Origin of the sequence: Asanoa ishikariensis, from assembly GCF_900107455.1 — a bacterium.
GTDB classification, from domain to species: domain Bacteria; phylum Actinomycetota; class Actinomycetes; order Mycobacteriales; family Micromonosporaceae; genus Asanoa; species Asanoa ishikariensis.
The window spans coordinates 622,028-635,195 of record NZ_FNQB01000003.1; the positions used below are offsets into that span (position 1 = coordinate 622,028).

At 70.2% G+C, this 13,168-nt stretch carries 8 protein-coding genes; 2 read left to right on the plus strand and 6 right to left on the minus strand.

All coding sequences use genetic code 11. The features are described from left to right. The first annotated feature begins 5 nt into the window (after positions 1–5). Positions 6–410, plus strand: coding sequence for an AtzH-like domain-containing protein (locus BLV39_RS26900; RefSeq protein WP_090800666.1), 405 nt, complete (start codon positions 6–8; stop codon positions 408–410). On the opposite strand, the gene BLV39_RS26905 is transcribed toward BLV39_RS26900, so the two are convergent. Further along, positions 407–1,246 carry a Rossmann-fold NAD(P)-binding domain-containing protein gene (locus BLV39_RS26905; RefSeq protein WP_090798864.1) on the minus strand — a complete coding sequence of 280 codons (840 nt, stop codon included), beginning with the start codon at positions 1,244–1,246 and terminating at the stop codon, positions 407–409. The two genes, BLV39_RS26900 and BLV39_RS26905, sit on opposite strands and share 4 nt — an antisense overlap. 144 nt (positions 1,247–1,390) lie before the next feature. Here BLV39_RS26905 and BLV39_RS26910 point away from each other — a divergent pair, with 144 nt between their 5' ends. Continuing rightward, positions 1,391–2,524 carry an anhydro-N-acetylmuramic acid kinase gene (locus BLV39_RS26910; protein ID WP_090798866.1) on the plus strand — a complete coding sequence of 378 codons (1,134 nt, stop codon included), beginning with the start codon at positions 1,391–1,393 and terminating at the stop codon, positions 2,522–2,524. A gap of 42 nt (positions 2,525–2,566) precedes the next feature. Here BLV39_RS26910 and BLV39_RS26915 read toward each other — a convergent pair whose 3' ends face one another. The 5 genes from BLV39_RS26915 to BLV39_RS26935 all read right to left on the minus strand — a co-directional run bounded on the left by BLV39_RS26915 (position 2,567) and on the right by BLV39_RS26935 (position 13,165). After that, entirely contained in the window at positions 2,567–6,463 is a 3,897-nt protein-coding gene (locus BLV39_RS26915; RefSeq protein WP_090798868.1) for a ThuA domain-containing protein, read from the minus strand. Between the two features lie 107 nt (positions 6,464–6,570). Further along, complete coding sequence (locus tag BLV39_RS26920) at positions 6,571–7,716, minus strand: multicopper oxidase domain-containing protein (protein WP_090798870.1); 1,146 nt, start codon at positions 7,714–7,716, stop codon at positions 6,571–6,573. Positions 7,717–7,776: 60 nt separating this feature from the next. Then, positions 7,777–10,884, minus strand: a complete 3,108-nt coding sequence (locus BLV39_RS26925; RefSeq protein WP_425304717.1) for an OmpL47-type beta-barrel domain-containing protein — start codon at positions 10,882–10,884, stop codon at positions 7,777–7,779. Between the two features lie 344 nt (positions 10,885–11,228). Further along, positions 11,229–12,428 (minus strand): epoxide hydrolase family protein, encoded by a 1,200-nt coding sequence (locus BLV39_RS26930; RefSeq protein ID WP_090798874.1) that lies wholly within the window; start codon positions 12,426–12,428, stop codon positions 11,229–11,231. Positions 12,429–12,535: 107 nt separating this feature from the next. Continuing rightward, on the minus strand, positions 12,536–13,165 hold the full coding sequence (locus BLV39_RS26935) for a LysE family translocator (RefSeq protein WP_090798878.1): 630 nt from the start codon (positions 13,163–13,165) through the stop codon (positions 12,536–12,538). Positions 13,166–13,168 lie beyond the last annotated feature (3 nt).

Below are 13,168 nucleotides of genomic sequence, written 5' to 3' on the forward strand. Positions count from 1 at the left end.
CCGGCATGGAGATCGACCGTCCCGACACCGTGGCCGAGGTGGCCGCCGCCTTCGCCGCCTACGAGGCCGCCCTGGTCGGCGACGAGCCCGACCGGGTGGTCGCGTTCTTCTGGGACTCCGCCGCCGTCGTCCGCTTCGGCATCGCCGACCACCAGGTCGGCGCGGCCGCGCAGCGGGCGTGGCGGCGGGCTCAGCCGCCGCTGCCACCGGGCCGCGCCCTGCACGGCACCCGGATCACCGCCTTCGGCCCGGACACCGCCGTGGTGACCACGCTCTTCGGCTATCCGGGCGACCCGTCGGTCGGCCGACAGACGCAGACGTGGGTACGGCTGCCCGAAGGCTGGCGGATCGTGTCGGCGCACGTCTCGGTGGAGGCCGCCGGCCTGGTGACCGGCGGCCCCAGACCCTAGGACCAGCTGCCGGCCGCGGCGGTGTCCCGGGCGTAGTCAGCGAAGTCCCGCGGCTCCCGACCGAGGGCCTCCCGCACGCCATCGGTGGTCCGCACGTTGCGGCCGTCGAGCACCTCGCCGAACAGGTACGAGATCAGCGCGACCTCGTCGTCGGGCAGGCCGTAGCCACGCAGTTCCTCGGCATAGGCGGGCAACGGCACGGGCACGAACGTCACCTCGCGGCCGCCGGCCTTGGAGATCTCCGCCGCGGCCTCGGCGAAGGTCAGCGCCCGCGGCCCGGTCACCTCGTAGACGCGGCCGGACGGCGCCGACCCGGTCAGCGCGGCCACCGCCACGTCGGCGATGTCGTCACAGCAGACGAACGGCTCGGGTACGTCGCCGGCCGGCAGGACCAGGGTGCCTTCGCGGACGCCGTCGGCCAGGAAGGCCTCGCTGAAGTTCTGCATGAACCAGCTCGCCCGCACCACCGTCCACGCGGTCCCGGTGTCGGCGACCGCCGACGCGAGGGCGGCCTCGCTGGCCTGCGCCTCCTCCTCGCCCCGCCCGGACAGCAGCACGAGGTGCTCGACACCGGCCGCGGCCGCGACCCGCCCCAGTTCGCCGAGCACCGCCGGGCTGCCTGGCACGGCGAGGTCCGGATAGAAGCTGACGTACGCGGCCCGCACACCTTCGAACGCGGGCGCCCACGTCGAGGGGTCGCCCCAGTCGAAGCGCGGCGTGCCGGAGCGCGAGCCGATCCGCACCGGGACGCCCCGCGCGGTGAGCCGTTCGGCGACGCGCCGGCCCGTCTTGCCGGTGCCGCCGATGACGAGAATGGTCTGGTCGTTTGTGGTCATGCATCGAGTACAGCCGGAATCGCCGCGCTTCTGAATGGCTCAGGCACTCACCCGCATGTGCGAGCGTCTCAGGCCGCCATGAGCGTCCAGGAGCGGCGCCACGGCCGATTGACGCGCACTGCCGCAGGGGAACAGGGTGGGTCGATGCGCGTACTGGGCCTGAGCTCCGGCACCTCGCACGACGGCATCGACGCGGCGCTGGTGTCCTTCACCAGGACACCCGACGGCGACGAGCTGCGGGCGCGGTTGCTGCACCACGCCACCACGCCGTACGAGCCGAAGTTGCGCACCGCGATCCGCAAGGCACTGCCGCCGGGGAAGGTCGGACTCGGCGCCGTGTGTGCGCTCGACACCCGGCTCGGTCAGGCGTTCGCCGGCGCGGCCACCGCGGTGCTGGACGCGGCCGGCCCGGCGGACCTGGTCTGCTCGCACGGGCAGACGATCTTCCACGCGGCCACCGACGGCACGCTCCAGCTCGGCCAGCCGGCGTGGATCGCTGAGCGCACCGGGCTGCCCGTGGTCGCCGACGTGCGGGTCCGCGACGTCGCCGCCGGCGGGCAGGGTGCGCCGCTCGTGCCCGTGCTCGACCTGATGCTGCTGGCCGGGCGAGAAGGGCGGTGGGGCGCGGTCAACCTCGGCGGGATCGCCAACCTCACCGTGGCGGTGCCGGGCGAGGCGACCGCGTACGACACCGGGCCGGGCAATGCCCTGATCGACGCCGCCGCGCTGGCCGTGACCGGCGAGCCCTACGACCGCGGCGGTGCGCTGGCGGCCGGTGGCACCGTGCGGGCCGAGCTGTTGGACCGGCTGTTGGTCGAGCCCTACTACACGCGGACGCCGCCGAAGTCGACCGGCAAGGAGCTGTTCTCGCCGGCCTACCTGGACGGTGCGGGCGGCTACCCGCCGGCCGACCTGCTGGCGACGCTGACCGAGCTCACCGCGGCCACGATCGCCACCGAGCTACGCCGGCACCGGCTCGACCACGTGCTGCTCTCCGGCGGCGGCGTGCACAACCGGACGCTGCTGGACCGGCTCGCCGCCCGTGCGCCACACACGACGCTGCACCGTTCCGAAGAGTTGGGATTGCCGGCCGACGCCAAGGAAGCCGTGCTGTTCGCGCTGGTCGGCTGGCTGACCTGGCACGGGCTGCCGGGCGCGGTGGCGTCCGCGACGGGTGCGCGCGGGCCGCGGGTGGCCGGCGCGATCACGCCGGGTGCCGCGCCGTTGCAGTTGCCTCCCCCGATAAAGGCAATCCCGAAACGGCTGGAAATGCAGTGACCGGGCACGGGCCGAAGCCCGTACCCGGTCACCGGAAATGAATCAGTAGGTGCGCACGCGCACGTTGCGGATGTCGATCAGGTCGTTGTTGCTGTGGTTCTGCAGCCCGATGAAGCCGCTGACGAACTGGCGCAGGTCGGTCGGGGGGTCACCCGCTCGCGACGAGTTCTTGCCTGGCGTGTTGTCGAACTCGTTGATCACCACGCCGTTGCGGATCATCGTGAAGTGCTGGCCGACCACGCGGATCTCGTAGTCGTTCCAGACGTTCTTGGCGGTGGCGCCGGCCTGCGGCAGGGTGTTCGAGTCGAAGTTGTAGACCGACCCGGTCTTCTGCGGCTCACCGGTCTCGCCGTCGTAGATCTGGATCTCGTGTCCGCAGAAGATCGCGACCCAGGCCTGCGACGTCCGTGCCGACCCGACCGTGCCACAGGTGCCCGGCGGGCGCTGGGCGAGCGGGGTGCGCGGGTCCGGGAACCGGATGAACACACCGCCGTTGGCCCGGAAGCCCTCGGGGGCCACGTCCTTGAACTGCAGCTTGATCGAGTAGTCCGCGAACTCCTGGTCCGCGTACCACAGCATGCCCAGGCCGCCGCTGCTGCGGATCGAGCCGTCCGGCCGGAGACCGAACGAGCCACCGGGTGCCTGCCGCCAGCCGGCCAGCGAGTACGCCGTGCCGTTGAAGAGCGTCTGGTAGCCGTTGGTGGCGCCGATCGGCGACTGGGTGCCGGTCCGCCGGAGCGTCGCGGCCTCCTTGTTGTCGATGACGTGGGCCGTCGTGAGCTCCGCGATCACCGTTTCGAGGTGGTCGGCGAAGCTGCCACGGTTGGGCCACGTCGTCTCGTCGTCGATCAGGTCGTTGATCGTGCAGCCGCCGCCGACCTGCCGGTTGGCCACGGTGCTGTCGGTCTCCAGGAAGTAGACCGTCGGACGGGCGTCGGCCGCGACACACCCGGCGGTGACCGGGATGCTCGACTCGACGACCTCACCGTCGGCGTACGTCACCTTGAGCGTGGCCGTGAAGGTGCCGTAGCGCTTGTAGGTGTGCTTCGGGTGGGGCGCCGCGGAGCCGTTGGTGCCGTCGCCGAAGTCCCAGTCCCACGCGACGCCACCGACCTTGTTGCTGGAGAAGTCGATGGTGCGCGGCGTGCTCGGTGTCGCCGAGAGCGCCGTGGCCAGACCCGGGTTCGGGGTCGCCTGGCCACCCGTGTAGGTGATCCGGATCAGCTTCTGGTTGCCGTGCAGCGTGAAGAAGCCGCCGCCATAGTCCAGCATGTAGAGCGCGCCGTCCGGGCCGAACTTGGCGTCCATCCAGGACTGGAGCTGGGTGGTGCCGTTGGTGCCCGGCGGGATGATCCGGCGCAGGTCCTCGGCGAAGGCCGGGGCACCGGCGTCCCGGGCGGTGTCCGGGTTGACGGAGATGGCGACCCGGTTGTTGCCGTTGGACTCGTCACCGATGAACCACTTGTTGTCCCAGTACTCCGGCCACGCGACGCCGCTGTTCGCGTCGACGTTCTCGTGGTGGTAGGTCGGACCGTCCATGATGGCCTGACCGCCACCGCTGAGGTACGGCTGGGTGTAGGTGGTCTCGGACTGCACGTAGGTCGGCAGCCCACTGCCGTCGGTCCGCTTCGGGAAGACCGGGCCACCGCCCTGCGGCGAGTACCAGATCATGTTGTTGCGGACCGGCGGGAGGTTGACCAGACCGGTGTTGCGCGGCGACTCGTTCTTCGGGTTGTCGCAGTCGTACCAGCCGGTCAGGACGGTCGCGTCGGTGTTGCTACGGTCCCGGTACGGCTGCCGGTTGCCCATGCAGTACGGCCAGCCGTGGTTGCCGGCCTGGGTGATGACGGTCGCCGTCTCGTACTTCGCCGGGCCGAGCTCCGGGCTCGGAGCACCGGCGTCCGGGCCGACCCACGCGGCGGTGAGCCAGTCGTTCACCGGGTCCCAGGCGATCCGGGCGATGTTGCGTACGCCCATCACGTAGATCTCCGGACGGGCCTTGCCGCCACCGCCCTCGAGGCCGGTGAACAGGTTGCCGTCGGGGATCGTGTAGGTGCCGTCCGCCTCGGGGTGGATCCGCAGGATCTTGCCGTTGAGGTTGTTGGTGTTACCGGCGGTGCGACGCGCGTCCTGGAAGGACAGGCCGCCGAACTCCTGGGTCCAGTTGTTGCCGGAGTAGCCGTCGGAGCCGCCGGACGAGTTGTTGTCACCGGAACCGACGTACAGGTTGCCGGACTCGTCGAAGGCCATGCCACCACCGGCGTGGCAGCAACTGTGGATCTGCGTGTCCCAGTGCAGCAGGTCCTTGCGGGTGGCCTGGTCGATCGTCTGGCTGGCCTTGTCGTAGGTGAACCGCGAGATGGTCCGCTGGCCGACGCGGTTGACCCGGTCGATCGACTCGTGCGGCATCCAGAAGACGTAGAACCAGCCGTTCTCGGCGAAGTTCGGGTCGAGCGTGATGCCGACCAGACCTTCCTCGTTCTTGACCAGCTCGCTGCCGCTGCCCCGGTTGCCCATCACCTTGAGCGTGGTGAGGAGCTTGACCTGCTTGGTACGCGGGTCCCAGGAGTGGATCGTGCCGCAGCCGAGGCCGACGTTGGGGTTGTTCCAGTCGACGACCGCCGGGGTCGCGCAGGCCGCCTTGCCGATGTAGAACACCGTGCCGTCCGGCGCGATGGTCAGGCCGTGCGGCTCACCGATCTGGTCGAGCTGACCCGACTGGTTGGCCACGGTCAGCCGCTCGACCTTGTAGTTCGACGCGATGGTGGCCTTGCAGTCACCGCGCACGAGGCCGGTGGTCCACTTGATCGCGCCGAGCAGGTGGCCGAGGAACTTGGTGTCGGTGGTGTAGCTGGCGTCGGTGCGCCCCATCCCGGTGTAGAAGGAGCGGCCGCCGTCGTAGTCGCGGCACCAGGAGAGCGGGTGGAACGCGCCGTTGCCGGACAGGCCGGGGTTGTACGTGTTCTCCTGCACCTGGGCGATGGTGTGCACGTTCCCGGTCGGGTTCGGGTCCCAGTTGATCCACTGGTCCGAGCGGGTCCAGGTGAGCGGCAGACCGTCGTTGGCCGGGTGCTGACGGTCGGTGACGCTGACCGTCGCCTGCTGCACGTTGGCCTCCGGCGGCGGGCCGGCGTCCGGTCCGATCAGCCAGATCTCGGCGAGCTGGATCAGCGGCTCACCGCTGTTGGCGGAGATGTCCAGCCGGTAGTACTGGTACGCGGTGGTGTTGGTGAACGTGAACTGGCGGGTCTGGAACCGCTGCGGGAACACCTCGTTGGTACGGGTGTCCAGGTCGGTCCACGACTGGCCGTCGTTGGAGCCCTGCAGCTTCCAGTTCTTCGGGTCCCGGCCGTCGAAGTCGTTGGCCGAGGTGAGCGCGTAGCGGCTGACCACCTTCGGGGCGGCGAGCTTGCCCTGCGCCCAGGCGGTGTTGGTGCGGACCAGCCACTTGGTGCCGGTCGAGCCGTCGAAGAGCTGCGCGACGGTCTCGTTCGGCGGGTTGTTGCCGCTGGCCAGGGACTCGACGACCTTCTCGGCGTTGGGCAGGCTCGGCGCCGGTCGGGTGCCGATCAGGCCCGTGAACCACTCCGAGGTTGGCTGCGCCCGCGCCGCGTCGTGGACGCCGACGAAGCCGCCGCCGCCCTTGACGTACGCCTGGAAGGCCGCCTCCTGGCCGTCGGTGAGGGTGACACCGTTGGCGGACAGGAACACGACGCCGCGGTATTTGGCGAGGTTGTCCTTGTTGAAGTCGGCCGGGTTGCTGGACACCCGGACCGTGAACCCGTTCTCGTTGCCGAGCTTGCGCACGGCCGCGATCGCCTTGTTGACCGGGTCGTCCTGCTGGTCGACCGGCCCGTGGAAGACCAGCACGTTGACCGCGTTGGCGCCCCACGTCGGCGCCGCTGCCGCGGCGGCCGGTGGAGATCCCGGTCCCGTCATGATGCCGAGCGTTAGCACGGCCGCTGACGCCAGCGCTATCGCGCGACGCAGTATCGGCCGCCTTCTGTTGGCCATTCCTGCTCCTTCGGAATGCTCGTAAAACCCGGTCACTTCGTGCTCCCGTGTCCGGCATGTGCCGCCGGGGCACCCGCCGCAGCCGCCGGCGCGTGGTCGGCGCTGTGCGGAGCGAGGGTGCCGTCGGGGTTGAGGACGTGCAGCATCGTGGCCATGCCCTGGTCGGAGTGGAACTGCATGTGGCAGTGCAGCATCCAGTTGCCCGAGCCGACCGAGTCACCGGCGACGACCTGCACCCCGAACGAGTCGCCGGGGCCGAGCGTCTTGTTGTCGATGACCGGCACCGAGTCGACCAGCGCCTTGTTGGTGCCGTCGAGCATCCCGGTGCGGGTGTCCGCCCAGGAGTGCCCGTGCAGGTGGAAGGTGTGCATGTCGTTGCCCATGCCGACCACCAGGAACTCGATCCGCTCGCCCTTCTTCGCGATCAGGCAGGTCGGGCCGGGCACCGGGTTGACCGGGTCACAGGTGTCGGTCGCGGCACCCCGCCGCAGGTTGATCGACTGCAGGTCGCCGAACACGGTCACGTAGGTCCGGTCCGGACGGACGTCGCCCTGCCGCCGCACGACCAGGCCGCCGAAGAGGCCGGAGCTCAGCCCCCGCGTGCCGTGGGAGGTGCCGACCATGTGGTCGTGGTACCACCAGTAGCCGGCCGTGCCCTGCGCACCCGTGCTGGGGTTGCGGGGCTTGGCGAACCAGATGTACGTGCGCTGGCCGCCCGGCGGCACCCACGAGTCCGTGTGGATGGTGCCGTCGGAGGTCGGCGTGTACTTGACGCCGTGGGTGTGCAGCGACACGCCGAGCGGAAGGTTGGGGTCCTGCCGCAGCGCCGCGAGGGTGGCCTCCGGCACCTGGTTGTGGAGCGTGATCGCGAGGCACTCCCCCTCGATCATCTCGATCAGCGGCCCTGGGTAGGAGGCCGTCTCCGGGGTCAGGCCGTAGCCCAGCCGGACCTGGGTGCCCTCCTTGGGCAGTTCGACCGCGTAAAGCTGGATCCGTCGGTCGGGTTGGATGCAACCGTCGGGGCGGTCGCCGGGCGCGAGGGCCGCCAGGGCGGCCTTCTCGGCGGAGACCGCGGCCGGTGCCGCGGCGGGTGCCCCCGGCCCGGCGGCCTGCTGGCCGCCGAACCGGAGGACCCCTGCGCCGACCAGCGTCACGGCGAGGATCGCGACGGCCCACATGCGCGGACCACCGACGTAACCAAGGCGTGTCGTTTCCTTGTCCACTGGTCTGTCCTTTGCTTACGGGGTCAGCGGAGCGATCCGGATGTTGCGGAAGCTGACCGTGTCCGCGGCGCTGTGGTTCTGGAGGCCGATGTAGCCCTCCGCGTTCTGGCGCCCGTCGGTGCCCGGGTCGTCGGCGCGCGGCGGGTTGAACAACTGGCCCGGCCCGTTGGTGAACTGGTTGATCAGCTTGCCGTTGCGGAAGATCGAGTAGTGCTGGCCGACGACCCGGATCTCGTAGTCGTTCCAGGTGCCCTTGGCCGTCACTCCCGCGTCGGCCAGGTTGACCTGGTCGAACCCGTACACCGAACCGCTCTTGTACTGATCGCCGGTCGCACTGTCGAAGATCTGCAGCTCGTGGCCGTACTTGATGGCCACCCACTCCGGCTGCGGCTCCTGCGGGTGCTGGTGCACCTGCGGGAAGCGCACGAACACACCGCTGTTGGCCCGTCCGGTGCCGGCAGCGTCGTCCCGCCACTGGAGCTTGATCGAGAAGTCGCCGTAGGTGCGGACGGGGAACCAGAGCATGCCCAGCCCGTCGACCTGCTTGCTGGTGATCGAGCCGTCCGCGTTGCGGCGGAAGCCGCCGGCGCCGACCTGCTCCCAGAGCTTGAACGAGGCGGCCTTGTTGTCCAGCAGCGGCGCGTAGCCCTGCACCGTCTCGGACTTGCCCACATTGGACTCACGTGCCCCGCGGACCAGACCGTTGCGGTCCTTGAGCGGGATCAGCGAGCGCTGGTGCCACCGGTCGGCGAGCACCGTGACGTGGTCGACGAACTCCGCGGTGCTGGCCCACGGCGACTCGTCGAGCACCAGGTCGTTGATGCTGCAGCCGCCCTCGACGACGCGGTTGCCCACGCCCGTGTTGTGCGTGCCCATCCAGACCGTGGCGCGGTTGTCGGCCACCCGGCAGCTCGGCGGCGGCGGGCCGCTCTCCACCACGACGAAGGTCGCCGAGGCGGTGCTGGAGACGTTGCCGGCCCGGTCGGTGGCCCGGTAGGTGAAGGTGTGCGTGCCCGGGGTGTTGATGGTGACCGGCCCGGTGTAGACCAGGTAGCCGCCACCGTTCACCGCGTATTCCGTGCGCAGCACACCGGTGCCCGCGTCGCTCGACGTGAGCGTCACCGTCGCGCTGCCGACGTACGCCCAGCCGCTGTTCATCTGGCCGGTGATGGCGGCGTTGACGGTCGGCGGCGTGGTGTCGGCGGTCGCGGAGACCACCCGGAACTGCACGCTGGCCGGCGTCGACGTGTTGCCGGCCTGGTCGGTCGCCCGGTAGCTCACCGTGTGGCTGCCCGGCTGGTTGACGCTGACCGGGGCGGTGTAGGCCGCGTACGGTGCGCCGTCCAGCGAGTACTCCACGGTGGCCACACCCGAGTCCGCGTCGCTCGCGGTGACGGTGACGGTCGCCGCACCGACGTACGCGCCGGTGTTGTCGCGGTTGCCGGCCACGGTCGCGTTCGCCGTGGGCGCGGTCTGGTCCGGGTTCGGCGCGTCGACGACGGCGAACTGCACGCTGCCCGGCGTCGAGGTGTTGCCGGCCCCGTCGGTGGCCCGGAACGTGACGGTGTGCGAACCGGTGGCGGTGACCGTCACCGGCGCGGTGTACGCGGCGTAGGCGCCGCCGTCGACCGCGTACTCCACGGTGTCCACACCGGACTCCGCGTCGGCGGCGGTCACGGTGACCGTGGCGCTGCCCACGTAGGCGCCCTGCTCGTTCCGGTCGCCCGCGACCGAAGCGGTCACGGTCGGCGCGGTGGTGTCACCGGCCGGACCCTCGGCGACGGTGAACTGCACCGTCGTCGGCGTCGAGGTGTTGCCGGCCTCGTCGGTGGCTCGGGCGCTGACCGTGTGCACACCCCGCTGGTTCACCGCGAAGGGTGCGGTGTAGGCGGAGTACGGCGCACCGTCCAGGGAGTACTCGACGGATGCGACGCCGGAGCCCTCGTCGGTGGCGGCGACGGTGACCGTCGCGACGTCGACGTAGGCGCCGTCGTCGTCCTTCTCGCCGGCGACCGTGGTGGTCACCACGGGCGCGGTGTTGTCCGGGTTCGGCGGGTCGACCACCGTGAAGGCGAGCGACTGCGAGCTCGACGTGTTGCCGGCCTCGTCGGTCGCCCGGTACTGCACGGTGTGCGCACCGGTGGTGTTGACGGTGACCGGCGCGGTGTAAGCGTTGTACGCGCCGCCGTCCAGGGAGTACTCGACCGACGCGACGCCGGACTCGGTGTCGTTCGCGGTCACCGTGACGGTGGCGGAGCCGAGGTAGGCACCGTTGCCGTCCTGGTCACCGTCGACGGCCGCGGTCACCGTGGGTGCCGTGGTGTCCGGGTCGGACACCGCGACGACGGTGAACTGGTTCGACCCGATGGCCGAGGTGTTGCCGGCCTCGTCGGTGGCCCGGTACTGGACCGTGTGCGCGCCGGCGCTGTTGACGGTGACCGGCGCCGAGTAGGTGCCGAACGGGCCGCCGTCGAGGGCGTACTCGATGCGGGCCACGCCGGAGCCGGCGTCGGTCGCGTTGACCGTGACGGTCGCCGCGCCGATGTAGTTGCCCTCACCGTCGCGGTCGCCCGCGACCTGTGCGGTCACCTCGGGTGCGGTGGTGTCGCCGCCGTTGCCGGTGACCACCAGCAGGCCGGTCATCTGGCCGTGCCCGGGGATCGCGCAGAAGAATCGGTAGGTGCCCGGGGTGAGGGTCACGTCGACCGTGTGCCGGCCGCCGCTGGCGTCGGACGGGTCGGCGACGATGTTCACGTTGACGTCGCTGTTGTAGCGCGGGTCGCCGGTGTCGAAGGTCAGCGTGTGCTGCATCCCGGTGGTGTTGCCGGTCGCGGCGCTGTTCTCGAAGACGATGGTGGTCGGTCCGGCGGTGGCGTTGGCGGGCACCGTCGCGTACGCCTGGAAGCTGTCCCCGGCCGTCCAGGTGAGCACCTGGGCCTGTAGCTGGGACGCCGCGGGTGGGCCGGCCGCGGCGGGGCTGGTGCCCGATAGGACCCCGGCCAGCACGACGCTGGCCAGCATGGTGGTCACGGCCGCGAACGCGGCGGACGGCCGGGTGAACCGGCCTTGTCCGAGTCTCGTGAGCAGGCGCCTTCGCCTGGAAGCAATGGGCATATCCGGCATACCTTCCGCAAGTCGACCGACGGATGACATGGCAAGGCAGACCTCGCCCGCCCGCTGTCGCGGGTCGGCGATGCCTGAGGGTCGGGGACGTGGGCGTGTGAACGACGCACGAGGTGCACAGCTCGTGACGCCGTTTACATTGATGAAACCTTCTGGTGTGCGACCGACACTAATCGCTGATCATCAACATGTAAACATCTTTCGATGATGTTGAGCAGACTTTTATCTTCCGCAGCAAAAGTACGGACGATCCTGATCGTTTGGAACTGCTGGCACAGTGGACAGCGGTCAAGGCGGCAGGTCGCATGACCTGCCGCCTTGACCGCTGACGTTCTACGAAGGACCTACCGCAGCGGCTGGAAGCCGTTGCGCACCTCGCGGGCGAAGAGCTCGGGCTCCTGCCAGGCCGCGAAGTGGTTGCCCATGTCGACCTCGTTGAAGTAGATGAGGTCCGGGTATGCCTGTTCCGTCCAGGAGCGCGGAGCCTGGTAGAGCTCCTGCGGGAAGATGCTGACCGCGGCGGGCACCCGCACGCCCTTGGCGTCGAAGAAGCCGAGCTTGTTCTCCCAGTAGAGCCGCGCCGACGAGACACCGGTGTTGGTCAGCCAGGTCAACGTGATGTTGTCGAGGATCTCGTCACGGGTGAGGTTGCCGACCGGGTCGTCGTCGACGAACGCCATCGCGATGTCGTCGTAGCTCTGTGCGTCGTGGTCGAGCATCCAGGCCGCGAGGCCGATCGGTGAGTCGGCCAGCCCGTAGAGCGTCTGCGGGCGCAGCCCCATCTCCACGGCGTACCCGATGCCCTTGGTGAACATGAAGGTGAGCTGGTCGAAGGCGCGGCTCTCGTCGGCGGAGAGGTTGGTCGGGCGCGGGTCGCCGGCGCCGAGCACGTTCGACGCGATCACCTTGGACACGTCGGCCGGGACCGTGCCGGGCATGTTGGAGTGGATGCCGAGCAGCCCGTCCGGGGCCTGCACACCCATGAGGTCCGTGACGATGGCTCCCCAGTCGCCGCCCTGGGCCACGTACCGCTGGTAGCCGAGGCGGTTCATCAACACCGACCAGGCCCGCGCGATGTGGTCGGGGTCCCAGCCGGTGGTGTCGGGGCGCTCGGAGAACCCGTAGCCCGGCATCGACGGGATCACCACGTGGAAGGCGTCCTCGGCCCGACCACCGTGCGACGTCGGATCGGTCAGCGGGCCGATCGCGTTGAGCATCTCGACGACCGAGCCTGGCCAGCCGTGCGTGAGGATGAGCGGCAGCGCGTCCGCGTGCTTCGAGCTGACGTGGATGAAGTGGATGTCCAGACCGTCGATCTCGGTCATGAACTGCGGGAACGCGTTGAGCCGCTGTTCCACCCGGCGCCAGTCGTAGCTGGTGCCCCAGTAGCTCGCCAGGGACTGCATGGTGTCCTCCTGGACACCCTGGGACGCGTCGGGCACCGGCTCGCTCTCGGGCCAGCGGGTCGCGGCGATCCGGGAACGGAGATCGGCCAGGTCCGCCTCGGGCACATCCACCGTGAACGGCCTGATCTTCTCGGACATGTGTGCTCCTCTCGCGTGAGACCAGGCATGTTGCCCGCTCGCGACGAGGTTTCCGAAGCATCCATGGTAGGCCGGACCCAGGGTGCGGCTGGCCGGAACGGCGAGGTTCAGGCGCTTTCGACGGCCAGCCGGGCGCCGAAAGCGGTCAGGGCGGTGCCGGTGGCGGCATCCAGGGCGCGGCGGACCCGGCGGCGGCTCAGTGCCCGGCGGACGCGGTGCAGGCCGGCGACCACCAGCAGTGAGTAGAGCAGCCCGAGTGCGGCGTGGGTCAGGGCGAACACCACGAGCACCGCGACCGGGGTGCCCGGGCCGAGGAACTGCGGCAGCACCGCCAGGTAGAAGACGAGCACCTTCGGGTTGGTGATGTTCGAGAGGAAGCCCTGCCGCCACCCGGTCCAGGCGGTGCCGGTGGTGCGTGGTCCGTCGGCGTCCAGGGAGGCGTAGTCACCGCGGGCGGCGCTGCGGAACGACTGCGCGGCCAGGTAGAGCAGGTAGCCGATGCCGGCCCACTTGACGGCCTGGAACAGCGGCTCGACGCGCACCACGATCGCGCCGAGGCCGGCCACCGCGAGCAGGCCCTGCACCACATTGGACGATGCGATGCCGGCGGCGCTCCACTGGCCCTGTCGGCGGCCGCCGACCAGCGTGCTGCGCACGGTCACCGCGAAGTCCGCGCCGGGGATCGCGATCAGGACGATCGCGAAGACCACGAAGGACCCGTACGCGCTCCAGCTCATGAC